The sequence below is a fragment of the Streptococcus sciuri genome (genome assembly GCF_024814375.1).
In the GTDB taxonomy this organism is placed as follows: domain Bacteria; phylum Bacillota; class Bacilli; order Lactobacillales; family Streptococcaceae; genus Streptococcus; species Streptococcus sciuri.
This window is the reverse complement of sequence record NZ_JANUXX010000001.1, coordinates 62,244-87,330: the sequence shown is the minus strand read 5'-3', so window position 1 is coordinate 87,330 and position 25,087 is coordinate 62,244. Positions and strand designations below refer to the sequence as shown.

General features: G+C 39.5%; 24 protein-coding genes. 5 read left to right on the top strand and 19 right to left on the bottom strand.

Translation table 11 applies throughout. The features are described from left to right. Positions 1-43: 43 nt before the first annotated feature. Positions 44-1,960, bottom strand: coding sequence for an ABC-F family ATP-binding cassette domain-containing protein (locus NXS10_RS00460; protein WP_259136499.1), 1,917 nt, complete (start codon positions 1,958-1,960; stop codon positions 44-46). A 163-nt stretch (positions 1,961-2,123) separates the two neighbouring features. Here NXS10_RS00460 and NXS10_RS00455 point away from each other — a divergent pair, with 163 nt between their 5' ends. Together NXS10_RS00455 and mnmE are read left to right on the top strand one after the other, a co-directional pair. Beyond that, positions 2,124-2,339, top strand: coding sequence for a DUF6900 domain-containing protein (locus NXS10_RS00455; RefSeq protein WP_259136496.1), 216 nt, complete (start codon positions 2,124-2,126; stop codon positions 2,337-2,339). A 399-nt stretch (positions 2,340-2,738) separates the two neighbouring features. Then, positions 2,739-4,115 (top strand): tRNA uridine-5-carboxymethylaminomethyl(34) synthesis GTPase MnmE, encoded by a 1,377-nt coding sequence (mnmE, locus tag NXS10_RS00450; RefSeq protein ID WP_259136494.1) that lies wholly within the window; start codon positions 2,739-2,741, stop codon positions 4,113-4,115. Positions 4,116-4,482: 367 nt separating this feature from the next. On the opposite strand, the gene pepV is transcribed toward mnmE, so the two are convergent. From pepV to licT, 3 genes are all read right to left on the bottom strand, one after another. Then, positions 4,483-5,889 carry a dipeptidase PepV gene (pepV, locus tag NXS10_RS00445; protein ID WP_259136492.1) on the bottom strand — a complete coding sequence of 469 codons (1,407 nt, stop codon included), beginning with the start codon at positions 5,887-5,889 and terminating at the stop codon, positions 4,483-4,485. Positions 5,890-5,922: 33 nt separating this feature from the next. After that, positions 5,923-6,525, bottom strand: coding sequence for a nitroreductase family protein (locus NXS10_RS00440; protein ID WP_259137303.1), 603 nt, complete (start codon positions 6,523-6,525; stop codon positions 5,923-5,925). Between the two features lie 97 nt (positions 6,526-6,622). Further along, entirely contained in the window at positions 6,623-7,456 is an 834-nt protein-coding gene (gene licT / locus NXS10_RS00435; protein WP_259136490.1) for a BglG family transcription antiterminator LicT, read from the bottom strand. 192 nt (positions 7,457-7,648) lie between these two features. On the opposite strand from licT, the gene NXS10_RS00430 reads away from it, so the two are divergent. Further along, positions 7,649-8,113 (top strand): DUF1836 domain-containing protein, encoded by a 465-nt coding sequence (locus NXS10_RS00430; RefSeq protein WP_259136488.1) that lies wholly within the window; start codon positions 7,649-7,651, stop codon positions 8,111-8,113. After that, entirely contained in the window at positions 8,082-8,738 is a 657-nt protein-coding gene (trhA, locus tag NXS10_RS00425; RefSeq protein ID WP_259136486.1) for a PAQR family membrane homeostasis protein TrhA, read from the top strand. The genes NXS10_RS00430 and trhA overlap by 32 nt, the downstream gene beginning before the upstream one ends. Positions 8,739-8,791: 53 nt before the next feature. Here trhA and NXS10_RS00420 read toward each other — a convergent pair whose 3' ends face one another. From NXS10_RS00420 to metK, 12 genes are all read right to left on the bottom strand, one after another. Next, positions 8,792-9,010, bottom strand: coding sequence for a DUF4649 family protein (locus NXS10_RS00420; RefSeq protein ID WP_259136482.1), 219 nt, complete (start codon positions 9,008-9,010; stop codon positions 8,792-8,794). After that, positions 9,010-10,044: a type 2 isopentenyl-diphosphate Delta-isomerase gene (fni, locus tag NXS10_RS00415; RefSeq protein WP_259136480.1), complete on the bottom strand. Its 1,035-nt coding sequence runs from the start codon at positions 10,042-10,044 to the stop codon at positions 9,010-9,012. The genes NXS10_RS00420 and fni overlap by 1 nt, the downstream gene beginning before the upstream one ends. Beyond that, positions 10,041-11,042 carry a phosphomevalonate kinase gene (locus NXS10_RS00410; protein ID WP_259136478.1) on the bottom strand — a complete coding sequence of 334 codons (1,002 nt, stop codon included), beginning with the start codon at positions 11,040-11,042 and terminating at the stop codon, positions 10,041-10,043. Before NXS10_RS00410 ends, fni begins: the two co-directional genes overlap by 4 nt. Beyond that, positions 11,039-11,977, bottom strand: a complete 939-nt coding sequence (gene mvaD, locus NXS10_RS00405; RefSeq protein ID WP_259136476.1) for a diphosphomevalonate decarboxylase — start codon at positions 11,975-11,977, stop codon at positions 11,039-11,041. Before mvaD ends, NXS10_RS00410 begins: the two co-directional genes overlap by 4 nt. Next, positions 11,959-12,837: a mevalonate kinase gene (mvk, locus tag NXS10_RS00400; RefSeq protein ID WP_259136474.1), complete on the bottom strand. Its 879-nt coding sequence runs from the start codon at positions 12,835-12,837 to the stop codon at positions 11,959-11,961. Before mvk ends, mvaD begins: the two co-directional genes overlap by 19 nt. A gap of 188 nt (positions 12,838-13,025) precedes the next feature. Next, the gene (locus tag NXS10_RS00395) at positions 13,026-13,916 is read right to left on the bottom strand and encodes a lactate/malate family dehydrogenase (protein WP_259136472.1); all 891 of its coding nucleotides are present in this window, start codon (positions 13,914-13,916) and stop codon (positions 13,026-13,028) included. Between the two features lie 10 nt (positions 13,917-13,926). Continuing rightward, positions 13,927-14,880, bottom strand: coding sequence for a zinc-binding dehydrogenase (locus NXS10_RS00390; RefSeq protein WP_259136470.1), 954 nt, complete (start codon positions 14,878-14,880; stop codon positions 13,927-13,929). Positions 14,881-14,949: 69 nt separating this feature from the next. Then, positions 14,950-16,179, bottom strand: coding sequence for a sensor histidine kinase (locus NXS10_RS00385; RefSeq protein ID WP_259137302.1), 1,230 nt, complete (start codon positions 16,177-16,179; stop codon positions 14,950-14,952). A gap of 25 nt (positions 16,180-16,204) precedes the next feature. Next, positions 16,205-16,885, bottom strand: a complete 681-nt coding sequence (locus NXS10_RS00380; protein WP_259136468.1) for a response regulator transcription factor — start codon at positions 16,883-16,885, stop codon at positions 16,205-16,207. Beyond that, positions 16,885-17,514 (bottom strand): GTP pyrophosphokinase, encoded by a 630-nt coding sequence (locus NXS10_RS00375; RefSeq protein ID WP_259136466.1) that lies wholly within the window; start codon positions 17,512-17,514, stop codon positions 16,885-16,887. Before NXS10_RS00375 ends, NXS10_RS00380 begins: the two co-directional genes overlap by 1 nt. Before the next feature lie 111 nt (positions 17,515-17,625). Then, positions 17,626-18,888 carry a UDP-N-acetylglucosamine 1-carboxyvinyltransferase gene (gene murA, locus NXS10_RS00370; protein WP_259136464.1) on the bottom strand — a complete coding sequence of 421 codons (1,263 nt, stop codon included), beginning with the start codon at positions 18,886-18,888 and terminating at the stop codon, positions 17,626-17,628. Positions 18,889-19,058: 170 nt separating this feature from the next. Further along, complete coding sequence (metK, locus tag NXS10_RS00365; RefSeq protein WP_259136463.1) at positions 19,059-20,249, bottom strand: methionine adenosyltransferase; 1,191 nt, start codon at positions 20,247-20,249, stop codon at positions 19,059-19,061. Between the two features lie 668 nt (positions 20,250-20,917). On the opposite strand from metK, the gene NXS10_RS00360 reads away from it, so the two are divergent. Continuing rightward, complete coding sequence (locus NXS10_RS00360) at positions 20,918-21,706, top strand: biotin--[acetyl-CoA-carboxylase] ligase (protein ID WP_259136462.1); 789 nt, start codon at positions 20,918-20,920, stop codon at positions 21,704-21,706. Between the two features lie 54 nt (positions 21,707-21,760). Here NXS10_RS00360 and dnaX read toward each other — a convergent pair whose 3' ends face one another. The 3 genes from dnaX to NXS10_RS00345 all read right to left on the bottom strand — a co-directional run bounded on the left by dnaX (position 21,761) and on the right by NXS10_RS00345 (position 25,065). Further along, complete coding sequence (gene dnaX, locus NXS10_RS00355; RefSeq protein WP_259136461.1) at positions 21,761-23,431, bottom strand: DNA polymerase III subunit gamma/tau; 1,671 nt, start codon at positions 23,429-23,431, stop codon at positions 21,761-21,763. Further along, positions 23,431-23,928, bottom strand: a complete 498-nt coding sequence (msrC, locus tag NXS10_RS00350) for a free L-methionine (R)-S-oxide reductase MsrC (protein ID WP_259136460.1) — start codon at positions 23,926-23,928, stop codon at positions 23,431-23,433. The genes dnaX and msrC overlap by 1 nt, the downstream gene beginning before the upstream one ends. Positions 23,929-24,018: 90 nt before the next feature. Next, entirely contained in the window at positions 24,019-25,065 is a 1,047-nt protein-coding gene (locus NXS10_RS00345) for a zinc-dependent alcohol dehydrogenase family protein (protein ID WP_259136459.1), read from the bottom strand. Positions 25,066-25,087: the final 22 nt, after the last annotated feature.

Here is a 25,087-nt window from a genome sequence, read left to right as displayed (position 1 = left end):
AAACAAAAAATACCTCATTGAGGTATTTTTTCTCTATTTTTTTCTAAGATTCAAGTCGTTCACTAAGAGATTCCCACTCTAGCATAAGAACCTCACTTTTCTGCGCCAATTTATCAAGTCCTCCCTGCAAATCCATAAGCTCTATTGCGTCATTAGTGGTATGCATCTGCGCAGTAATTTTTGCTTGTTGCTTTTCTATTTCCTCTAGTTGTATCTCAATTTCTTCTATGCGTCGTTTGAGCTTGCGTTGTTCTTTTTGGTTCATCTTTTGAGCTTGATAATCCATAGCGCCTACAGATGACTTTGAGGTGTCTTTTAGAGTGTTCTCATGTGCTTTTAAGTGCTGCAGCTCTTCAAGTTCTGCTTTTTTTGTCACATAATAATCATAATCTCCCAGATAAAGAGTTGAGCCCTGCTCTGAAATGTCAAGCACTTTCGTTGCGACACGATTGATAAAATAACGATCGTGGCTAACAAAAAGCAGTGTCCCATCAAAATCTATCAAAGCATTTTCAAGCACTTCTTTGCTATCAATATCTAGGTGATTAGTAGGTTCATCCAGTATTAAAAAATTATTATCCTCCATGGAAAGTTTCGCCAACAAGACACGAGCTCTCTCACCACCAGACAACATTGCAATTGATTTTTTGACATCATCACCTGAGAAAAGAAAGGCGCCAAGACGATTACGAATCTCAACTTCCGCTATCCTTGGGAAAGCTTCCCACAACTCCTCCAGCACAGTATTGGTCTGTGTGAGATTAGTTTGATTTTGATCGTAGTACCCTGTCTCCACATTAGTGCCATAAGTGACCTTCCCAGCAATCAAAGGAATCTGACCAAGTACTGACTTAATAAGGGTTGATTTTCCGACACCGTTTGGACCTACGATAGCGATAGCATCACATTTTCTCACCGCCAAATCAATAGGTTGCGCTAAAACCTTACCATCATAACCTATAGCAGCTTCCTCAACTGTAAGGACAACATTGCCCGAAACTTTGCCAGATCGAAAAGTCATGTGAGCTGATTTTTGACTATTTTGCGGTTTATCAAGTCGCTCCATTTTTTCAAGTTGTTTACGTCTTGCTTGCGCTCTCTTGGTCGTTGATGCTCTGACGATATTACGGTTAACAAAATCCTCTAGCTTAGCGATTTCCTTAGCTTGCTTTTCATAGTTCTTTGTTTCAATCGCCAGTTTTTCTGCCTTTAAATCCATAAACTGCGAGTAATTCCCCACATAACGATCCAGCGAATGCGGTGTCAAGTCATACGTTACCGTTGCAACTTTATCGAGAAAATAGCGATCATGGCTAACAATGATCAGTGCGCCTTGGTAATTTGTCAAATAATTTTCCAACCAAGCGATGGTTTCAATATCTAGATGGTTAGTCGGTTCATCCAATACTAGAAGTTCAGGTTTTTCCAGTAACATCTTAGCAAGCGCTAAGCGCGTATTTTGCCCACCAGATAGCTCTGCAATAGGCATTTTCCACATGTTCTCATCAAACTTAAAACCGTTTAAAATAGCCTTAATATCAGACTCATAGCTAAAACCGCCTTTCTTACGAAAATCCTCAGATAATTGGTCATAGGCACTCATCAGCTGATCAAGAGTCTCCCCAGAAAGCTCTGCCATTTGCAGCTCCATACTGCGTAAACGCTTTTCCATCTGACATAAATCGTCAAAAACCAACAACATCTCCTCAAAAATAGTGTGACTGGACTCAAAACGGCTATCTTGTGCTAAATAAGATAAACTCAAATCTTTTTTTCTATTAATCTCTCCAGATGTTGGTGTCTCCGCACCAACTAACATCTTGAGCAGCGTGGACTTTCCTACGCCATTACGTCCCACAAGCGCTATACGATCACGCTCGTCAACTTGAATCGAAATATTATCAAAAAGCACATCACCTGAAAATGAGCACTCTAGCTTGCTTCCTTGTAGTATAATCATAGTACTATTATAACACACCTCGTCCAGCAGTCCAAATCACCATCAACTAACACTACCCATAACCCACTCAAAAGCCCGATTCTGAGCTTTTAATTTTCCTTTGACTCTTCTCCTCAAACGAGTTATCATCAGAGCACAAAAACGTAAAGCAAAGGAGAAATCAATGGAAAAATGCCATATCAATCTAGACGAAGACAAGCAAGAGTTGGATAAAGTTACTCTTGAAGAGCAAATTAGACTAATCTTCAATGCGGAAGATGAAGCACTAGGAGTAGATGAGATAATAACACAAATCGCACAACAAGTCGATAGAATACCTACCTTAGAACGGCAAAATCTGGATAGTCAAGATTTCCACGATAGTTTGGCGGTTGCGTGAACTATGAGTTAGGAAAAGCCCACGGCGCACCTAAGGCAGTTATTCCTGCCTTCGAAAAAACGCAAGAGATTTACCGCAAAGTTTACTTGGAGGTCGAAATAGGTGACATGGTGGAATTTAGCAGGTTTTCCAACTTCGACTGCTAGATAGATTGGACTGCTGGGAGAGGTGTGGATATTATAGCATATTTGGTGAGAAATAAGCTAGTAGAGAAACACACTTGTCCTGCTATTATCTCCTATCACCTGTAACCTATGTTAGATATTTATCAGGATTTTCCTTTTTACTTACTGGTATCTCGATAACACCTTGTCAAGTAGTCGCAGTTTTTAGAGCATTACATTCCGTATCAAAAGTGATATAATGGGAAAGCTAAAACATATAACAAAGGAAGAACTTATGCCAATTACAAAAGATTTTGATACTATTGCCGCTATCTCGACACCGCTAGGTGAAGGAGCGATTGGTATTGTTCGTATCTCCGGTAGTAGTGCTATTGCCATTGCTAACCATATCTTTAAAGGGAAGAATTTAGCAAATGTTGCAAGTCACACGCTGACCTACGGGCACATCATCAATCCAGAAAAAAATGAAATATTAGATGAAGTGATGGTGGGAGTCATGCATGCTCCGAAGACCTTTACTCGTGAACCCATCGTTGAGATTAATACCCACGGTGGAATCGCTGTGACTAATGAAATCCTACAGCTAGTGTTGCGATCTGGTGCTCGTATGGCAGAGCCTGGTGAATTTACCAAGCGTGCTTTTTTAAATGGACGTATGGATTTGACGCAAGCCGAGGCAGTCATGGATATTATCCGAGCAAAGACAGACAAAGCCATCAATATCGCTGTCAAACAACTAGATGGATCACTAAAGGAGCTAATCAACACCATTCGTCAAGAGATTCTAAACACTCTCGCCCAAGTCGAAGTCAATATTGACTACCCTGAGTATGACGATATAGAAGAAATGACGACTGCCCTCATGCGCGAAAAAACTCAAGATTTTCAAAGTCTCCTCGAAAATCTCCTCAAAACTGCTAGACGGGGGAAAATTTTACGTGAAGGGCTCTCTACTGCCATTATTGGACGTCCAAACGTTGGAAAATCAAGTCTTCTGAACAGTCTTTTACGTGAGGATAAAGCTATTGTCACCGATATTGCAGGGACTACACGTGATGTTATTGAAGAGTATGTTAATATCAAGGGTGTTCCCCTAAAACTCATTGATACAGCTGGCATTCGTGAAACCGATGACATCGTTGAAAAGATTGGTGTTGAGCGCTCTAAAAAAGCACTTGATGAAGCTGACTTGATTCTCCTTGTACTAAATAGTTCCGAACCACTCACTCAGCAAGATAGAGATTTACTAGCACTTAGTGAGATGACCAATCGAATTATTCTGCTCAATAAAACAGATCTACCGCAAGCCATTGAAACAGAACAACTGCCGGACGATGTCATTCCCATTTCCGTTTTACAAAATCAAAATATTGATAAAATTGAAGAACGTATCAATCAACTCTTTTTTGATAATGCCAAAATCGTCGAAAAAGATGCGACTTACCTCTCCAATGCTCGCCATATCTCACTGATTGAGAACGCTCTTGATAGTCTCAAATCAGTCAACGAAGGATTGGAATTAGGTATGCCTGTTGATCTCCTCCAAGTTGATATGACTCGTTGTTGGGAGATTTTAGGAGAAATTACAGGTGAAGCAGCACCAGATGAACTCATTACCCAACTCTTTAGTCAGTTTTGCCTTGGTAAATAACAAAAAAGACACTGTACCCAGTGTCTTTTTTGTTAGACATGACTTCCTTTTGAAAGATAGATGATTGAGAAAAAGCCCAAAAAGAAGTCTTTGAGATGACTCACCTTGTAGAAAAGACTGCAATTTATCTAACTGATAAAATGTCATCTTATCCACATCCAGCCACTCACACAGGCTAATAAAAAGCTTATCATTCCAGTAGAAGTCTGTTTCTTGTGTCCTAAATCCAGATGTTTGAACGATGATATTTGATTCTAGCATTTATAGAAACCACAAGGAGAGAGGTTATGCCTGATTTAGTGTAAATATGAACTAAATCCTCTGCTGTGATGTTGCTTTTATCTCCTCAATCATCACCACATCTCCATTATTTAATCAACTCATAGATTGCTTCAGCATAGATGGCTGCTGCACGGTAGAGATCTTCAACCTCTACAAATTCATTAGCTTGGTGCATCGTATTGACATAATCTGGGAACATAGCACCGTATGCGACACCACGCTCTAAAAGACGACCAAATGTACCACCACCAATGACCTGCTCATACCCTTTCAGCCCAGTTTGCTTTTCATAAACAGAAAGCAAAGTCGCCACCAACGGATCATCCATCGGAACATAGTGTGGTACATGCTCATGCTCAGATAGGGTGACTTTAGTTACTCCTGCTAATGACTCAAGACCTGCTTGAATAGTCTTAGCATCTGTCCCTTGTGGATAGCGGAAGTTGAGAGCAATGGTATTGTCATCAGAAGCTTCATCAAATGTAAAGACTCCTGCATTCATGGAAAGAGCACCCATTTTAGGATCAGTATAGGCAACGCCTAGATTTTCACCTGCAAAATCATTGTGTAAGACTTCTGCTATCAAGGCAATAAAGTCTTTCGCTACACCTTCAAATGCATATTGATTGAGGAATCGAGCTAGATATGTTGCCCCATTGAGTCCTTCTTCTGGCGTTGAACCATGAGCAGATTTCCCAAAAACTGTTAAACTGAACTGATTGTTTTCTTCACTCAAGTCAGCTGTAATGGGATGTTGACTGATAAAATCTTTTAACTCTTTTTGCAATTCAGCTAAACTTTTGTCTGCTGTAAAGACAGCTGTAGCAGACTCTGGTACCATATTTTCTCGCAAGCCACCCGTAAAGCTCTTGAGAGTGAACGAACCTTTATTTTGTCCTGTGAAGTGGAGATACTCCGTAATGTTTCCTTTTTCACCATTGATAATAGGAAACTCAGCATCAGGAGAAAAGCCGAAATCAGGCTTTTTTAAACCACTATTAGCAAAATAGTATTCCATATCTCCCCAACCAGACTCCTCATCGGTTCCGACGACAAAACGAACTTTCTTAGACACAGGAAGCCCTAAGTCTTTAATGATTTTCAAACCGTAGTAGCAAGCCATAGTAGGTCCTTTGTCATCAGACGAACCACGAGCATAGAGACGACCGTCTTTGATAACAGGCTCATAAGGGTCTGTATCCCAACCACTACCTGCGGGTACAACATCTAAATGTGCGAAAATACCGAGTTCTTCATCTCCTTCACCAAAAATAAAGTGCCCAGCATAGTTATCAATATTAGCTGTCTCGTAGCCATCACGCTCTGCTAGTTTCAAAAAATGCTCCAAAGCTTTAACTGGACCAGGACCAAAAGGAGGTTCCTTATCAGATTTGCTGTCATCACGCTCTGAGTTGATACGTAAAAGACTAAATAAATCCTCCATCATAGCACTTTTGCGCTTTTCTACTTCTGCTTTAAAATCCACTACCATCGTCTCTCCTCCTCAAAGGTATTTTTCTATGCTTTAGCGCTCTTCCACAGTCTCATCAACTGGCAAGCGATAAGTCGGATCTGGCTTGTCATCACTATAGCCAACCGTTATTAAAAGTTCAGGACGAAAGCGATCATCAATATCCAAAATATCATTGATTACGCTTTTATCAAATCCTAAAATCATATTAGAGCTAAACCCTTGGTCGGTCAAAGCAAGTACAACATTCATGGCAACAAGTCCGGCATTAAGTGCCAAATACTCTCCTTTTGTCACCTCATCAAAACCCTTAAAACGAGCTGGCATGGTCTCCATGAAATAGCTAATCCACTTATCTGACAAATTCTTACGTCCAATACGTGCAATTTTTCTAGAACGTTTTTCCAAGTCAGTATCTGTAAACAAAGCAATCACATAAGCCGCCTGCTGAACTTGTTCTCTATTAGATGCAGGTAGACTGCTAGCTAATGCTTCTTTTTTAGCATCGACAAGCACAAACTTCCACGGTTGTATGTTGTGTGCTGAAGGTGCTAAACTAGCAATTTCAATAGCTGTTCGTACATCTTTTTTATCAACAGATTTGCCATTAAAATGCTTCACAGCACGTCGTTTTTTATTTAATTCAAGAAAATTCACGGTAAGATTGTCCCTCCTAACAGCAAGTACCGTTATTTTACCACTTTTTGAAATAGTTTTCATCTCTTTATCGTATTTTTTATAAAAATACTGTTTATTAACTGGTTTCTAAACGGGAAATATGAATCGTGAGATACACCTGCTCATCATAACTCATATCAAAGTCATAAGATGACCTCACATAAGCCTTTATCCTCTGCGTACAAGCAAAAGCAGCTGGATAGTTAAGTTTGACTTGCTCATAAAGAAAGCTGTCATTTTTTCCTTGGATAAGACCGCTACTGACACGCTGAGCAAAGTATTGAACATGTGTCACAAATCGATTGTAACTAATAGAATCTTCATCAGCAATCTTTCCATAGTAAAGGCGAACAATCCCTAAAATATCATGTACCATTTTAGTGATATGATAACTCTCTTCATTAGCTATCTTATCTTTTTGTACGTTGATAAAATGCAAGGCAATAGAGGAAATTTCATCCTCTGGCAATAATAGTTGCATGCGCTCTAAAATCATCTGAACAGCTTTTCTTCCCAATTGATACTCTTTAGGATAAAATTTTTTGATTTCCCAACTCAGAGGATTTTGGATAGGAAGATTCTGACGATGACGCTCTATAGCGTAGTGAATATGATCGGCTAGACCAATATAAAAACCTGTCTCAAAGGTGACATCAAGCTTTTCTTTAGCATAAGCAATCAACTCCAAAACAAGCTCAACCTCCACTTCTGGAAGTGTTCGGTAGAATTGTGAAAAGTCCTCTAACTTGTCACTATCATATAACACAAAGGTCTTTTCAACCTTGCTTTCATCTAGAACATCGCCCGCGCGCTTTTGAAAACCAAGCCCAGTACCCATAAGAATAATCTCATCACCAGATAAATTTTTAGACTGTACGACATTATTGTTATACACTTTTTCAATCTTCATAAGACTCTAAACTACACTCCTTGTATCTACACAACTTGTCAGTCACTTGTTATTCACATTATTATAGCATAGATTGTAGCATTATTTGATAGAACAGATTTTTTAAAAAAGTCACTCTACAATGATTTCATTTGACATTTGTTTTTGATAATTTTATAATCTAGTTATAAATACTAGATAAGAAGGTGTAGCATGACTTATCATTACCCAAGTTGGGATGAGTTACCTACGATTGAGCTTTATCTCGATCAGGTATTACTCTATGTCAACCAAGTCACTCAAAACAATATCTCAAGTGGTAAAGGTTTAACTGCTTCAATGGTGAACAATTATGTCAAACACGCACAGCTCACCAAACCCATGAAGAAAAAATATAACCGCAAGCATCTGGCACGTTTAATTGCTATTACAGCACTAAAAAATGTTTTTTCAATCCAAGAAATCAGCCAAACTCTTGCCATATTAACAGCTAATGGCCAGTCTCAACAAAGTTATGACAGCTTTGTCGCTTGTATGAACAATCAAGAAAAAGAAGAATTACCTAAGATTATTATTTCAGCGTGTCAAACACTAAAACTGTATGACCAAACGCAACAACTCGTTCAAAATTTAGAAGGAGAACAGGATGAATCCAACGCAAACCATGAAACTGAGTAAACAATTAACATTTGGCGAAGAAGTCGCCAACAGTGTTACCCACGCTGTAGGTAGTCTTATTATGCTTATCTTGCTACCTATCACAGCTTCATATAGCTACCAACAGTATGGATTAGCTCCTTCTATTGGAATGTCTATCTTTGTGATAAGCCTGTTTCTCATGTTTTTATCATCAACTATCTACCACTCCATGGCTTATCATTCACCGCAGAAATACGTCTTACGCATTATTGATCATTCAATGATTTATATCGCTATCGCGGGGAGTTATACACCTGTAGCACTCTCTTTAGTAGGTGGTTGGCTTGGTTATACTATTATTCTTTTACAATGGGGAACGACTATCTTTGGTATTTTATATAAGATTTTCGCTAAACAGATTAATGAAAAATTTAGTCTTTTACTCTATCTCATAATGGGGTGGTTGGCTATCTTTATCTTACCTGTTATTGTAACAAAGACTGGCGTAATCTTTTGGATATTGATGATAGCAGGAGGGCTTTGCTATACTATTGGTGCTATCTTTTACGCTCGCAAGCATCCTTATGATCATATGATTTGGCATCTTTTCATCTTGTTTGCATCAGCCCTTCAATACATCGCTATTGTCTACTGTATGCTCTAAAAGCTTGGAAGTTATCTTCCAAGCTTTTTATTCTTTGTAATGATAAAATCTATTTAATCAAAAACTGACCAGTCAAATGAACTAAATGTTTTATATAAATCACCGAAGATTCCTTTATAACCAAGGTCTTCTTCTTTATAAGTGACACTTAGAATCGGAGTCGAGTCAGGTAAAGTAACGCAACCTGATAACGCTAACATAAATGCATCAGGGGTGTCATAAACCTGCTTGCGCTCTATCTGATAAGCATCACTATAACATAGTGTAATCATCAATTTCCCTCTTTTCTAGTCGTTCTAAATTCTCTTTGCGTTTGACAGTTTGCTTGAGCTAATTTTCCGTATAAAAGATATTCTACTTGCTGTAAATCTGCTATATTCTTACAATTTAAGGCACACATGATAAGGCGCAATTCCTCTTTCCAACTATTGAGAATCGTAATGACTTTCTCTGTTGGATAACGCTCAACGAGCTCTAAAACTGTCCGAGAAAGTCCAACTGCTTTAGCACCAAGCACAAAACATTTAATCATATCAAGTGGATGGCGAACCCCCCCTGATGCTAAAATATCCATTTTATCAAGCATTGATTGCGCATTCAACAATACTTGAACTGTCGTCTGCCCCCAATCATTGAGATAATCTAACTTTTTTCCCCGTTGATTTTCAATATAAGAAAAGCTTGTCCCACCACGACCAGACACATCAACAGCACGAATCCCCAGTTCATAAGCGCGCTTGATACTTGAAACATCCATACCAAAGCCCACCTCCTTTAACATAAGAGGAACGGAAATATGTTCCACGTAATCTTTCAAATGACTCTGCCACTGTCTAAAATCACGTTCACCCTCTGGCATTAATAACTCCTGCATCATATTAACATGTACTTGTAAAAACAGTGGTTGCGTTTGCTTAACTGTCGCAAGTGCTACTGATAACGGTTTATCTAAACCGATATTGGTTGCTAATTTGAGTCTTGGATAATCTCTATGAGTGGGATAGGATCGATCATCAGGATTTTGAAGAGCGGCGCTGTACGATCCTGTCACCATAACAATCCCTGTTGCCTCTGCTACTGTAGCTAGTTTATGATTAACTATCGCAGCTTTTTGACTACCTCCTGTCATAGCATTGATGTAAAAAGGAAACTCAAAATTCATGCCTAAAAAATGGGTACTGAGGTCAATTTGCCAAAGAGCATACTCTGGCAAAGATCTCTGAATCAACTCCATATCATCAAAGCTATTATAAGGAGATTGGTAATTAAGAGCATACTTGATATGGTCATCTTTGCGGTTTCTCATAAAAACGATAACCTTTCCTTTAACAAAAGAACAATCCCATCTTCTCTCCAGCGTTCCATTAGTTTTTTACTAGATAGGGCATCAAAAGAGAGAGCAATACCACAATCACCACCTCCTGCACCCGAAGACTTAGCGACACAATCTAAATCAACACTTGCCATTTTTAAGCGCTTTAGTTGTTCATTATAAATAACTGGGCTAAGTTGCTCTAATAGTGTACTGATAGTCTCCAAGCTAGTTTTAACAGCCAATTTGTCCCCTGTTTCAAGAGAAGTTATTAGGCGCAAAACTTGGCTATCTGTCTCAGATAAAAAGGTAGTATCAATAGCTTTCTTGACGCATTTAATCATCTCTTTTGATATGGACGATTGCTTTGTCCAGCCAACTAGAAAATCAATATCTAATGAGGTGGTCACCCGACGAATGCTGTATCCCCAATCAGACGCTAATACTTTTGGCAAAGGATGCAAAGCTATCTGATGACGTACAGCCTCTCTATCAAAAGAAGTGTAAGCCAGTAAAGATTCATAAGCGATACAAGCAACATCACCCATTGAGCCATTGTCTCCTCTCTTTAGGAGCACATAAGCTGCCAACTTAAAAAGAAGATCTTCAGACACATCAATCTGATAAAGTGCAACCATCGCTTTTAAGATCAAAACCACAACGCTCCCACTTGAGCCAATACCCAACTTCACTCCATCACGCTCTAACTTACCTGTGATAATTAGAGAAAAGGGTCTAATAGCATAACCACAAGCAAGCAAATACTCCTCCATCACTGCAACTGTCTCCTGAATAAGAGCATAGTTAGCATCAGGTGTAATCACATCACAGCTGTAGCTAAACATATCCGAAGAAATCTGATAACGATGATTGGGTGTAATGTGCGCTGTCATGTAAATGGGAATAAAAGCTAGTAACGCTGTCTGTTGGGGAGCTAAAATCGCATATTCACCTGCAATATAAAGCTTACCCCCTGTCTTTACTTCTATCATCTCATCTCCTTTGTCCTAGAAGCGATAATCGTATAATCTTTCCCAAAAATCGTTGCTAAACGATCTAAATCCTCTTCTAAGCAAAGCACCTTTACGTTAGGCCCTGCGTCCATGGTGAAATAACAGCGCTCTCCTTGTTTGCGAAGAAAACGAACTCTCTCCATTGCCTCATAAGACTGCTCTGTTAGATAAGAAAATGCTGGCTTTGCTGTCATAGTTGTCGCATGCATAGCAAGAGCATTTTGCTCTGTCAGCTCTCCAACTTTTTCAAAGTCACCTGTAGCCAAATAGCTTAGCATTTGGGAATAGTCCTTTTCAGACTGTTCAATCCACGTTTGAAATCGAGGGGAGGTATCATGAGAACGTTTCATCCCCTCACGACTGGAGATAAGTTTTTTTTGGTCACTAAGCACAAGCATAATCATAGCTAATTTCAACTTGGTCTCCACAGGATAAACCTCTCCGCTGTCTTTATCCCAAGCAACAAGAGGACCAAAAAAAGATCGCGATGAGGAGCCAGATGCAAATTTCGCCACTTGAGAAAGCTCTTTTTGAGTTAAGTGCGTCTCAAACAACTGATTAGCCGCTAAAATCAAGGCAGACAAACCGCTAGAGCTTGATGAAAGTCCTGCTGATGTTGGCATATTATTGATTGTATCAATACGAACAAATTGTTGCTTGCCTGCTCGGAAATCATCTAAAACAGCAGCCATCTTAGCATGTTCAGCTTCACTTTGAAGTTTACCATCAATATAAAATAAGTCACTCGTTGCATCCTCTGGCAAACAGGTGAGAGTCGTCTGCGTAAACATATCTTTTAGTGTCAAGGAGATGCTACTCGTTGAAGGAATCATCTTTTGACTGTCCTCTTTCCCCCAATATTTGATAATCGCAATATTGGCATAAGACTTGGCACTCACAGTTTTTCCATCCATATATTGACTGCTCCTTCTTTCTTTAATAGACTACTTAGTTTATCCGCTTTTTCTTGACTTTTAACAAGTGCGATGATACAGCCACCTAATCCGCCACCTGTCATCTTAGCACCAATGGCTCCTTGAGATTTTGCAATAGAGACAAGATGATCACACTCTGAACTACTAACACCAAGCCGCTTTAGTACCTCATGCGCTACAAACATACTTTCTCCAAGCTCTTTTAATTGACCTGTTGAGATACTCTTTTCCGCTACTTCAGCTAAATCACCAAGTTGTTGTAATAAGGGCAGAGCTTGTGCTCCCAATTGCTTAACTTTCTCAACTGCCTCACTGGTATGCCCATAAACACCCGTATCTGCAATCAGTAAGTGAGCGTCAAGGTTGAGTGCGACCTCTGAAAAGCCCATATTTCGTATAAATTTAATCGCTACTTCACTGAGGCAAGCTTTAGCATCAAGTCCACTGGGATTCGTGTGAGCAATCATCTCTGCTTGATTAACCAGATACTCTAGTGTCTCAAGCGACAATTCTTCCTCAAAATAATCAAAAACACCACGAATGGCAGCAATCGCTACCGCTGCTGAAGAACCCATGCCACGCTTTTTGGGCACTTGAGATTGGATATGAAATTCCAACCTCTCCTCTTGCTTTTTTAAATGTTCAAGTGCTGCAAAAATAGCCATGGCAAGCGGATCTGTTACATCAAGTTTTAAAGGATGACTCCCCTTGGTCACTTGACAAACTACTTCAATATTTTTCAGAGGAAGAGCAATTGCTGGGTAGCCATACACTACCGAATGTTCTCCCATCAAAATAATCTTACTATGAGCTTTTCCAAGTCCAATCTTTTTTGTCATGTTACTACTCTTTTATACATTTTAATCATTTTCATTGTAATATAAAACCATTAAAAAAGCGACTGTTGACATGATAGCGCACTCTAAAATATCCAGTAACAAAAAGCATTTTTCAATGGTTCATAAGCACAAATCCAAAAATTTATTATATCATAAAATACATAAAAAAGCAGTCTAGGACTGCTTTTTTATTTTGAAGAGGTTTTGGATAAGATGGCTTGTGCTGACAGTTGCATTTTTTTCTCTTCTTCCGTATTCAAAGAAAGAGGATAAGTTGAAAGAATGCCTTTTCTACCAATAATAGCAGGATAGCTGATATATACTCCAAACTCTTGATGATAAGTAGAAACAGGATAGATAGAATGACTATCTTGAAAAACAGCTTCTATTAATTGCTGACAGCATTTGGCGATGGCAAAATTGGTATAACGCTTGCCATTGAAAACAGCCTGCCCTCCCTTACGAACACTTTCTTCAAAATGCGTACGCTCAATACCTGATAGCAAAACATCATCAATTGTTGACCAAGCGATAAACTGCGAATCACCATGTTCACCCAACACATAACCTGATAAAGAGCTAGGAGCAATACCTGTTTCCTGCCACAACTGTCTTTTGAGGCGACTAGTATCAAGCAAAGTCCCTGTGCCAAAGATTTTATCAGTTGGATAATTCAATTCCTTTTGGAGCAATGTTGTGATAGCGTCACAAGGGTTTGAGATAACGATGATAATACCAGAAAAAGTTATCTTTTTAAGTTGTTGACTAATCTCTATAACATTTTTGCGGTTAATCGCTAGCTCAACCCAACGATCAGGATTATCCCCAAAATAAGCTTTAATGTCTCCAACTGAGATAACGACAAGCTCTGCATCCGAAAGTTCTGTGTAGTCATTTGTCTTTATCGTAACAAAATGCCCACTTGCAGCAAAACTATCCTCCAAATCCAGCTTATCTGCTAAAAGTTTGTCCTTCCTTTTGTCAATCAATACAAGCTCATCTACTGCACCTGACTGTACGAGATTATTTGACAGAGTACTGCCGACATTTCCTAAACCAATAATACCTACCTTATGCATATTTTTCTCCTTAATTTAAAACAATGACCTTACCAAATGCCACATCACTTTCTAAATAATCATGTGCCTTTTGAATAGTTTCTAAATCAAATACACGCTCAGGACGAACATCTACTTGTTCTTGCTCAATATAAGTCAACATTTTTTGAATTTTCTTCTGTGAAACATTACCTGAATAAAATGTTGTCAAATAGACATTATTTTTAAGTTCCATAATCGGATCAAATTCTTCCAGATACCATTTTCGTCCCAATTGACCGCAGGAACAAATCATTCCATCTTCTTGCAAATGCCCTAGACTGTCTTTGATGGTGGCAGGCCCAACTAATTCTAAGATTTTCGTGAATGTCACATCTGTCTTTAGCACACCATTATCATCACTAACCAAATCATCATATCCAGCATCCAAAAGTTGCGCTTTTTTAGCCGTATTGCGCACACTTGCATAGACTTTCACGTCAGAAAATTTAGCTTTTACCAATTTTACAAAAGCAGTTCCAACACCACTTGCACCACCTCGCACCAAAATCCTATCATGGGAAGTTATTTTTAGATTTTGATAAGCTCCAAAAGCAGTATAATAAGTTTCTGGAATTGTAGCCAATGTTTTCCAATCTAACGTCGTTGAAACAGGATAAATCTGTTCATTTGGCAAAAGCACGTACTCTGCATACGAGCCATCAAAATCTCTGCCCATCTCTCCCATAATCGAAATGATTTTTTGACCAACTGACAAACGTTGCTCGTCCGTGGTCTCTTCAATGACGCCAACACATTCTATCCCAAGAATCCTTGGAAAGGTGACACTCGGCGACAAGCCTTGTCTGGTAAAAATTTCAGAACGATTAATCCCAAATCCCATAATTTTCACCAAAGACCAACCTGATTTCACTTGCGGTTTAGCAATCTGAGTCACCTTTAAAACACTACTGTCTCCTGCCTGATGTACAACTACAGCTTTCATTGCCTTAACTCCCTATATTATTTTGTATTTCGTTCAGTTAGCGACTTACCAGAGTCTAGCATATCTGAACTACAAAAAGACGATAAAGTGAATCGTGTCGTCCTTATATGTGACCTTAATACTTCCTTTAAAGAGATGTACCATACTCTCTGCGATAGACAAACCAATGCCATAACCTGATGTCTCACTATGATGTGACTCGTCCGCTCTATAAAAACGCTCAAAGAAGCGATTATAATCAATATCACGTCCTGCAACGTAAGTGTTTGAGACCACCAATCGAGATCGTCTGTTGCGCCTTGGCTTTGTGAGTAGCACACTGACTTTACCGCCCGCATCACAGTATTTATTAGCATTATCAACCAGTATCGTAACAAGTTCAAAGAGAGATTTTTCTTCTGCTTTGATGTGAATATTTGGCTGAATGGACATCTCAAACGATTTGCCGTCACGAAGAATAGGTCCTTTAAAATCCTCCGCAGCATCTTCTGCAATAGCAGAAAAATTCAAATCTTTTAACATCAACTCTGGCTGTTCTTCTAATCTCGCTTGCGTGACCAAGGCATTGATAAGACCGGTCAAACGCTCAATCTGATCTTTAGTGGATTTTGTCCACTCAGATTCTCCGTTCATCAGCTCTTCCAGTTCATTATTAGCAGAGATAATCGCTAGAGGTGTTTTGAGTTCATGCCCTGCATTGGTGATAAAACGACGCTGTTTTTTGTAATTATTGACAAAGGGACGAATGACACGCCCTGAAAAAATGACAATTACTAAAATAAAGAAAGCAAGACAAGCACTACTAAGCCAAATAGCAGTATTAAGCAGCCTATGAGATGTGGAAGCAAAGACAGAAACATCTAGCACAACAAGAAGATAGGTCTTATTTTTTTGCTTAGTGACCTTGTAAGCATAAGGCACACCTGAAATACGTAGACGCCCTACTTCATTTCCAACTCTGAAAATACCATGACTGTACCTTTTTGCGTCTTTCTCTCCTAACGCTTTGATATGACCAATATTTAGTGACTTTATCTCATTATTTCGAGATAAGATAGCACTGAAATAGGAATAATGGCTAAGTGTATCCTCAGTCACAGGCTCGCCCAGTACTTGACTTGTTTCGGATAATTTTGGAAAAGCACCACCATTATCTGACAGCACAGTGAGAATATTGTTAATTTGAGCATTACTTTGATTGTCAACAACCAGTGCACTAATAACAAAAACCGTACCTAAAATAACAGAGATAGCTACTGTTGCAATAGCAATAAATTGCAGACGCAGACGCTGAAACATGTTGAGACGAAAAAATGCTAGTCGTCTATTCATACGAAACCTCAATCAAAGTATAGTCGCCTCCCTCATCACCAATAATATCAAGATTAGCTCCGACAGACTTCAACTTTTGACGTAGATAAGATACATACATAAAAACATATCCGCTATCAACATCATCTGTGTCATTTGACCAGACGTGATTAAATAAACGTTCTGTGGACAAGGATTTGCCGACATTGAGCATAAAAAATTCAAGCATTTTCGATTCTTTGCCAGCTAGACGAATAGTATTTGTACTACTCAACTCCTGCTCACCAACATTAAGTGTGACACTCCCCACCTCAAGAATGTTGGGAGTAAAACTGTCAACACGTCTTGCCATTGAACGCAAGCGTGCTAATAATTCTTTGAGTGAAAATGGTTTGGTGAGATAATCATCCGCTCCAGCATCCAACCCTGTCACGCGATTATCAATCTCAGACATAGCTGTTAGCATAATGATATGCGCTTGGCTACCTGATTGTCTGATTTCTTCAACCGCTTCAACACCTGTTTTTTTCGGCATCATAACATCCATCACCATAACATCATAAGCATTTTGATTTGCCATATCCACTGCCATCTGTCCATCATTTGCCACATCAACGCTGTAGCCTTCATGCTTCAAAGCTGTGCTTAATACACGTGCCATTTGAATCTCATCTTCTGCTATCAACACACGCATTACTTTTTCTCCTTGCTACTATCCACGATGAGTTGTCTAATCGTTTGCATAGTCAAATCAACTGATGCTATTTCGTCTGCACAACGCTTCAATTCACGGACAATGCGTTCTGGATTTTTGATCTCATGCTTATACTTCATCTGATGTTCCAAACTGGCCCATGAATCTTGCGCAATGGTTCTCAATTGAATCTCAATAAAATAGCGTCCTAGCTGATTGCCAACACAGTCTGGCTTATCAGTCTCAATCTCTAAAATCAAGTGATACGATCGATAACCATTTGGCTTAGCATGTAAGATATAATCCTTTTCTGTGACAATCTCACAATCCTCATAATGACGGATAAAATCAACTAAACTATAAATATCATCTACAAAACCACAGATAATCCTCAAACCAATACTATCACGGATAGACTTTAAAGCAGAGTACGTCGTCTCAGGTAAACCTTTACGTCTACACTTTTCGCGCATGCTATCTTCTGATTTGATGCGAGCATTAAAATGTTCGTATAGTTTATAGCCCATTTTGGCTTTATAATTTTCATTTTCTGCCATGATACGCTGGCTAAACGTCTCCAAAATCTCCTGAAGATAGGGTTCGTATCGCCCATAGATACTTGTCGCCATATTTTCCCTTTCTTGTCCTACTTTTTATCCATTATAGCATATTGAAAAAGGATTGTAGCTTAAAAATTATCAATAAAAGCGACGAAAATTTTTCTCATCGCTTTTATCCCTTTAGTCATCATTGATGGTAATAGAGGCACCAAGTGCACGCAACTTGTCAACAATATTGGCATAACCCCGCAAAATGTACTCAATATGGGTAATCTCCGTTTTACCCTTTGCCATCAAACCTGCAATAACCAAAGCTGCACCTGCTCGTAAATCCGAAGCCGCTACTTGTGTACCTGTCAAATCACTTGGACCATGCGTTACAATATGACCACCAATAAGGCTGATATCAGCTCCCATACGAGAAAGCTCTGGAACATGGTTAACCCTTTTTTCATAAATAGTATCAATCACCTGTGAACGTCCGCTAGCTTTTAGCAATAATGGGGTCAGTGGTTGTTGAAGATCGGTTGCAAAACCAGGATACGGAGCTGTTGTGACAGAGACACTCCGCAAATGGTCTTGCTTTTCAACAAATATCGCTTCCTCCTCGATTGTCATCCGAACTCCCATCTCTTCTAATTTTGCAATAAAAGACTCCAGATGTTCGTAGAGGACATTACTCACACGAACACCCTCACCAACAGCTGCAGCAAGAGCAATGTAAGTGCCAGCCTCAATACGATCAGGAATGACTTGATGTCTCGTTCCGTGAAGCTCTTCTACACCTACAATAGTAATCGTATCTGTCCCTACACCACGAATATGCGCACCCATATTGTTGAGCAGAGTCGCTACGTCGATGATTTCAGGCTCACGAGCTGCATTTTCAATCACCGTACGTCCTTTGGCTCTACTCGCTGCAATCATGGTATTAATGGTTGCACCAACAGAAACTGTATCCATATAAATGTGTGCCCCATGCAATTCCTTCCCTTCTGGAACAGCGATTCGCATGAGCTCGCCTTCGTAGGATATTTCTGCTCCCATCGCTTCAAATGCTTTTAAATGAAGATCGATAGGACGCGGGCCAAGATTACACCCGCCTGGGAGTCCTACAATCGCCTGACCAAATTTTGCTAAAAGACTGCTATAAAAGTAATAAGAAGCCCTGAGGTTAGTCATTTTTGAAAAGGGAAGAGGCATATCTTTAAGACCTCTCGAATCAATCGTCAGACTGCTACCACAGCGCTCGACACGAACACCCATCTCTTTCAAGATACTGATGAGATTTTCCACATCTGAAATCTCAGGTACACCATCTAATGTCACAATATCATCTGTTAGGATAGCAGCAGGCATAAGGGCAACGATACTATTTTTTGCACCAGAAACCACCACTTCGCCTTTTAGAGGCTTGCCACCTTCAATTACAATTTTTCGCATACCATTTTATCTTTCTTATACTTGAATTCAACCTTTTTATTTTACCACAAGCCTAGACCTTTAGCAATCACTTATCCTTAATTCCTATGTTCATTTAAAGCAAAAAAGCTGAATACACAGCTTTTTCAATCTTACTTTTTCTTCATACTAAACAGCTAGAAAAAAGCTTGCTAACTCACTGCTGCTTTAAGTGCATTGACCTTATCCAAACGTTCCCAAGGCAGGTCAATATCAGTCCTTCCCATGTGTCCATAAGCTGCTGTTTGACGGTAAATCGGCCGTTTCAAGTCCAGCATTTGAATAATCCCAGCTGGGCGGAGATCAAAAATCTGACGCACAGCTTTTTCTAGCTGACTTTCTGCCACTGTACTAGTACCGAAAGTATCAATTCGGACAGACACAGGCTGAGCCACCCCAATAGCATAGGCCAGCTGAACCTCTGCTTTCTTAGCCAATCCTGCTGCCACAATATTTTTAGCAATATAGCGAGCTGCATAAGATGCTGAACGATCCACCTTGGTAGCATCCTTACCAGAGAAAGCACCTCCTCCATGACGGGCATAACCGCCGTAAGTGTCAACGATAATCTTGCGTCCGGTCAATCCAGAATCCCCTTGTGGACCACCGATGACAAACCGCCCTGTCGGATTGATAAAATACTTAGTTTGGTCATCCAAGTAATTGGCTGGAATAACCTCTTTAATCACCCGATTAATCATATCTTTACGAATGATGTCCTGTCCCACTTCGGGATCATGTTGAGTTGAAATCACCACCGTTTCAACCCGTAAAGGCTGGTCGTTTTCATCGTATTCCACCGTCACCTGACTCTTAGCATCTGGACGGAGATAGGAAAGTCTGCCTGTTTTGCGCAAATCTGCTAATTTTTTAACTAGTTTATGGCTGAGTGAGATAGGTAGTGGCATGAGTTCTGGTGTTTCGTCTACCGCAAAACCAAACATTAGCCCTTGGTCGCCTGCCCCAATCAAATCAAGAGGATCCTGTTCCTGATTGCCTCTCACTTCTAAGGCTTCGTTGACCCCTTGAGCAATATCTGGTGACTGCTCTACCAAAGACGGATGTACTCCAACAGATTCAGCCGCAAAGCCGTATTCAGCATTGGTGTAGCCGATATCGGCAATAGTATCTCGCACCACACGGTTAATATCGACATAGGCACTAGTCGAAATTTCTCCAAAAACATGAACCGAACCAGTATAGACCACCGTTTCAGCCGCCACATGAGCCTCAGGATCTTGGGCTAAAATCGCATCCAAAATAGCATCGGAAATCTGATCGGCAATCTTGTCTGGATGTCCTTCAGATACAGACTCCGAAGTAAATAATTTACGTTCTGACATGAACTGTCCCCCTTTTAATAAATGTTTCTGAGCCTTTAAAAATCGCTCACCTGTGTTAAAAAGTTACAAAGTACTGACCAGTTGATCATCTTATCGGGACTTAATAACCGTTTAAGTATATCACTTTTTGACTCTTATAGAAAGAGATTTTTGATAAAAAATTTATATCAATATTTTTGAAATGGCTAAGACAGCTATAATGATATTGATATCAAGAAACTACAGTTTACGCAAGAACCTCAATCATGTAACCAAGACTGCAAACATCAGTTATTTTTCATTGTCAATGCAAAGCATACTTCAATTCAACTTGTAAATAATTTTCATTATCAAATACTCATGGCAAGAAACCAGCAGTCAGCACATTTGTGACATCATTGTAAAGAAAAACAAACCTGATTTTGCTATGACTTCTTGAACATTAAGTACCTCAATAACTAAGTCTCAAGCGCCAACAAGATAGAAGGATAATTCTGACAATCTCCTGATGATTTCCTTAGTTGCATGACTCGAAATTTTTATAATACGCGCTCCTTAAATCTGTGTTCAGGATATAGCATACTTGTTCTTAAATTAAACATGATATAAAAAGAAATAAATTTTACCTAAATAGATAAACAACAATAATTAAACTCCCTATCTCCTGAAAACTATTGTATAATAGTCTCATGACAAAAAGAAATACCCTATGTACAGACAAGCTAGATCCACTTTGGTTACAAGAACAGCTTGGTTTTGCTGTCACCTTAATAGAAAAGAGCCAGTCCACCCAACAAGATACCAAACGAGCCAAAGAAAAGGGAGAGCTCAATTCTCCCCATCTTTTTCTAGCCAACAACCAAACAGCGGCTGTCGGACGATTTTCACGTCCTTTTTTTGCGAGCAATAACCAAGGCATCTACATGTCTTTGTATCTACCTGTCAAAACTCAAAAAAAGCTTCCTACTTACACGCTTATGGTAGCCTCTAGTATTGTCAAAGCAATCTGGCGTCTCACTCAGATTGACACACAAATTAAATGGGTCAATGACATTTATCGTGACGGCAAAAAAATAGCAGGCATTTTAACAGAAACAACAACCCACCCTAAAACAGGACAAAGAGATGGTGTAATTATCGGAGTTGGAATAAATTTTGCTATTACAACCTTTCCAAAAGAACTAGAACATAAAGCAGGCAACCTTTTTGAGGGGACACCTACTATCAGCCGAAATGCCCTTATCAAAGAAATTTGGCATCTTTTTTTAAGCGTTCCAGAACATGATCTCATCAAGGTTTATAAGGAAAAATCGCTAGTGCTTGGGAGAAGGATTTGTTTTAACGAAAATGGGACTGTATTTACAGGAGAAGCTTTAGATATTTTAAACTCAGGGACACTTGTTGTGAAACTGAATAATGACAAAGTGAAATACCTCTCCAGTGGAGAGATTAGTCTCAGTTCTTGGTCGAACTTATAATACCATTATTTTTAAATCATAAAAAAGAGACTACTTCAGTCTCTTTTTTATCTACTAATCATCCACAAGTTCAATCTTTTCCTCTAAAAAATGAAAAGTATCTGGAACATGTAAAGCAAACTTGTTGTCCTTAGTTGATATATCCGACTGTTGATTTCTCCTTTGTTGTGCAAACTCACCACGAATGCTGTTAAAGTCTGAACGCCCCACAGCAAGGATGTTAGGAGAAAAACCCGCAACCTTACTCATAATATTGCCAAAGATGGCATTGAGATCTGAACGTTTCATCGCCTGCTCAGCATTGAAAGCAGCATCAAATGCTAAAATGGCATTTTCACTATTAGCCAGTACCGGTTCAGAACCACGAAGAAGCGCCCTATCCTGAACGGACAAACTCTCTAAAATTTCATTCCAAGCACCTTTTAGAGCATCCAGATACTCACGTGATTTTTGACTATCAACCATTGTTTCCTCCATAATAGTCAAAATCTTTACTCTATCCACCTTATAAGTGAACGGATTCTTAGTCCTAGCAGGAACTGTTTTACTTTTAGATGCTTGTATGTGAAAGTTCTCCAACTCTTTTTTCAAATCAGCAAGCTCAGTGCGTAAATCAGCAAGCTCAGCTTCTACATTTTCTGGTAAAAAAGAGGAGGTAGTCTCTACTAGCTCAACTAATTGAATGGTCATCATTTCAGCATAAATCTTTGGTTGACTAGTTGACTTGATGACATTCAGTTGATACGTGACCTTATCAATCATATCAAACAGAATACCATTCTCCAAGGACATGTTATCCTTAAATGTTTCAGTCTGATGAGAGAAAGTTCCGCCTGCTTTAGCTACCAGTAAATCTCGCAGATAAACCAACAAATCTATTGCAAAACGGCTGATACTTTTGCCACTTTCAAAAATTATCGTCAAGTTTTTTAGAGCTGCCTGAGCATCCTTTTGAGCGATATGATAGACATAATCATCCAAAGCCTGTAGAGAGATACTGCCTGTTATCTCTTCAGCAATAGCTAGTGTCACATGGTGGTCTTTGCTAAGACTCAATGCTTGATCAAGAATAGATAGAGCATCCCGCATTCCGCCTTCTGCTCGTCTAGCAATAAGCGTTATCGCCTCAGACTCATAGGAAGCGTCTTCTCGAGCCAAAATAGATATTAGATGATTTTCTATCGCCTGCTGCCTAATCGCCTTAAACTCAAAACGTTGCACACGAGAGAGGATAGTCGCTGGAATCTTATGCAATTCTGTCGTCGCCAGAATAAAGACAACGTTTTCTGTCGGCTCTTCGAGCGTTTTTAAAAGTGCATTAAAAGCACCCGTCGATAACATATGTACTTCGTCAATGATATAAACTTTATAAGTAGCACGACTCGGTGCATAAGTTGATTTATCTCTAATATCACGGATTTCATCAACACCGTTGTTTGATGCTGCATCAATTTCAATTACATCCTCAAGGACACCATTTGTAGTATCTAAGCAAATATCACAATGGTTACAAGGCTCACCATTTACTTGGTTAGGGCAATTCATTGCTTTTGCAAAAATCTTGGCTGCACTTGTTTTTCCTGTTCCTCGTGGACCTGAAAAGAGATAAGCATGGCTAAACGTACCAGAAGCCACCGCCTGCTTGAGTGTTGTCGAAATGACAGACTGTCCCACCATCTCATCAAACGTCTGGCTACGGTATTTACGGTACAATGCCTGATACATTACGTTCTCACCTCAAACATCGAGAAGTTCCAATCTGTTTTGGCTAGTAAAATAGAGAGAAAATTTTGTAAAAATTCTAAGTCAACAGTATCATAATCCGCTGTTTTCCCAGAATCCAAATCTAAAACACCAATCAAACGATTTTCCTTTATCATAGGGATAACTATCTCGCTTCTTGCCGCCGAGTCACAAGCGATATAATTGGCATGTTTCATCACATCATCAACAATCATAGCTTGGTGTGATTGAGCCACTTCCCCACAGACACCCTTACCCAGCGCAATTCTAACACAAGAGACCTGTCCTTGGAAAGGTCCTAAAACAAGTTCATAGCCATCGTAGAGATAAAAACCTGCAAAAACGCTGTCTGGCAACGATTGTTTTAAAAGAGCTGAAGCATTGGAGAGATTTGCAAGGGCATTTCTTTCATCATCAAATAGTGCTTTTGCCTGTGCTATCATGAGTTGATAATTTTCTTTTTTCTGTGCTTTTTCCATATTTTTTATTATAGCATATTTCACTCATCACTGCCTAGAGAAAGTGTTCATAAAGGCAGGATTCTAATCTCACCCTGCCTTCTCCTAATATTAATCAATAGTCATTATTGCTTTTATCGTTTTTCTCTCCTGCATATCTTTGTAAGCTTGGTTAATTTCAGAGAGTCTGTAAGTCTGTGTGAAAACTTTTCCTGGATTGATAACACCATCAAGCACAGCTTTTAAAAGCACAGCTTTATCGTAAGTCGTCACAGAAGCTGGACCACCTGCAAAGATAGTATTTTTCATGAAGTAATCTCCAATATTGATGTCCTCTGTATGAGGAACGCCTACCCGACCAACTACAGCTCCAGGTCTAGTAATAGCAATGGCAGTCTCGGTAGACAAGTGTGTTCCTACGCACTCAAGTGCTGCATCTACACCATCACCGTTTGTCAATTCTAAGACTTTGGCAATTCCCTCTTCACCACGCTCAGCAACTATATCTGTCGCTCCAAACTCAAGTGCTAATTGTTGACGATCTTTGTGACGACTCATAATGATAATACGCTTTGCACCGTGCAGTTTAGCTGCAATAACTGCACATAGACCGACTGCACCATCTCCTACAATAGCAACCGTATCACCTACTTTAACATTTGCCACACGTGCAGCGTGGTAGCCCGTTGGCATCACATCTGCTAGTGCTAGGAAAGATTTTAACATACCCTCTCTGTAGTCTTCTGGTTGCCCTGGAATTTTAACAAGTGACCAATCTGCATGCGTATAGCGCACATACTCTGCTTGGTACCCATGTGAAAAGTTGGTTGTAGCTGAGTGACTTTGGCAACCTCCTTCAAATCCAGCACGACAAGCAGCACAGTGCCCACAGCCATGCGTGAAAGGTGCGATAACAAAATCACCCACCTTAACTGTATTGATAGCTGATCCTACTTTCTCGATAATGCCAATGATTTCATGCCCTGAATTATCAGAACCCTCTTCCTTGGTATCATCTCCTCTGTAAGCCCACAAATCAGAACCACAAACACAGGTCCGAACCACTCGGATAATTACATCATCCTGCTCTATGATTTCTGGCACGGCAACATCTTGAATAGCCATTTGACCTTCTCTGACAAATATTGCTTTTTTCATTACACTTTCCTTTCTTTTCTGA

Excerpts from the sequence above, each read along its gene's own strand:
- pepV (WP_259136492.1), bottom strand. The coding sequence starts at position 5,889 with ATGGTAGTGGATTTTAAAGCAGAAGTAGAAAAGCGCAAAAGTGCTATG.
- NXS10_RS00380 (WP_259136468.1), bottom strand. The coding sequence starts at position 16,885 with ATGCGTGTGTTGATAGCAGAAGATGAGATTCAAATGGCACGTGTATTA.
- mvaD (WP_259136476.1), bottom strand. The coding sequence starts at position 11,977 with ATGGATGGAAAAACTGTGAGTGCCAAGTCTTATGCCAATATTGCGATT.
- NXS10_RS00345 (WP_259136459.1), bottom strand. The coding sequence starts at position 25,065 with ATGAAAAAAGCAATATTTGTCAGAGAAGGTCAAATGGCTATTCAAGAT.
- msrC (WP_259136460.1), bottom strand. The coding sequence starts at position 23,928 with ATGGAAAAAGCACAGAAAAAAGAAAATTATCAACTCATGATAGCACAG.
- NXS10_RS00420 (WP_259136482.1), bottom strand. The coding sequence starts at position 9,010 with ATGATTACACTATGTTATAGTGATGCTTATCAGATAGAGCGCAAGCAG.
- NXS10_RS00395 (WP_259136472.1), bottom strand. The coding sequence starts at position 13,916 with ATGCATAAGGTAGGTATTATTGGTTTAGGAAATGTCGGCAGTACTCTG.
- fni (WP_259136480.1), bottom strand. The coding sequence starts at position 10,044 with ATGAGAAACCGCAAAGATGACCATATCAAGTATGCTCTTAATTACCAA.
- NXS10_RS00410 (WP_259136478.1), bottom strand. The coding sequence starts at position 11,042 with ATGATAGAAGTAAAGACAGGGGGTAAGCTTTATATTGCAGGTGAATAT.
- licT (WP_259136490.1), bottom strand. The coding sequence starts at position 7,456 with ATGAAGATTGAAAAAGTGTATAACAATAATGTCGTACAGTCTAAAAAT.
- metK (WP_259136463.1), bottom strand. The coding sequence starts at position 20,249 with ATGTCAGAACGTAAATTATTTACTTCGGAGTCTGTATCTGAAGGACAT.
- NXS10_RS00360 (WP_259136462.1), top strand. The coding sequence starts at position 20,918 with ATGACAAAAAGAAATACCCTATGTACAGACAAGCTAGATCCACTTTGG.
- NXS10_RS00385 (WP_259137302.1), bottom strand. The coding sequence starts at position 16,179 with ATGTTTCAGCGTCTGCGTCTGCAATTTATTGCTATTGCAACAGTAGCT.
- dnaX (WP_259136461.1), bottom strand. The coding sequence starts at position 23,431 with ATGTATCAGGCATTGTACCGTAAATACCGTAGCCAGACGTTTGATGAG.
- mvk (WP_259136474.1), bottom strand. The coding sequence starts at position 12,837 with ATGACAAAAAAGATTGGACTTGGAAAAGCTCATAGTAAGATTATTTTG.
- murA (WP_259136464.1), bottom strand. The coding sequence starts at position 18,888 with ATGCGAAAAATTGTAATTGAAGGTGGCAAGCCTCTAAAAGGCGAAGTG.
- mnmE (WP_259136494.1), top strand. The coding sequence starts at position 2,739 with ATGCCAATTACAAAAGATTTTGATACTATTGCCGCTATCTCGACACCG.
- NXS10_RS00460 (WP_259136499.1), bottom strand. The coding sequence starts at position 1,960 with ATGATTATACTACAAGGAAGCAAGCTAGAGTGCTCATTTTCAGGTGAT.
- trhA (WP_259136486.1), top strand. The coding sequence starts at position 8,082 with ATGAATCCAACGCAAACCATGAAACTGAGTAAACAATTAACATTTGGC.
- NXS10_RS00455 (WP_259136496.1), top strand. The coding sequence starts at position 2,124 with ATGGAAAAATGCCATATCAATCTAGACGAAGACAAGCAAGAGTTGGAT.
- NXS10_RS00390 (WP_259136470.1), bottom strand. The coding sequence starts at position 14,880 with ATGAAAGCTGTAGTTGTACATCAGGCAGGAGACAGTAGTGTTTTAAAG.
- NXS10_RS00430 (WP_259136488.1), top strand. The coding sequence starts at position 7,649 with ATGACTTATCATTACCCAAGTTGGGATGAGTTACCTACGATTGAGCTT.
- NXS10_RS00375 (WP_259136466.1), bottom strand. The coding sequence starts at position 17,514 with ATGGCGACAAGTATCTATGGGCGATACGAACCCTATCTTCAGGAGATT.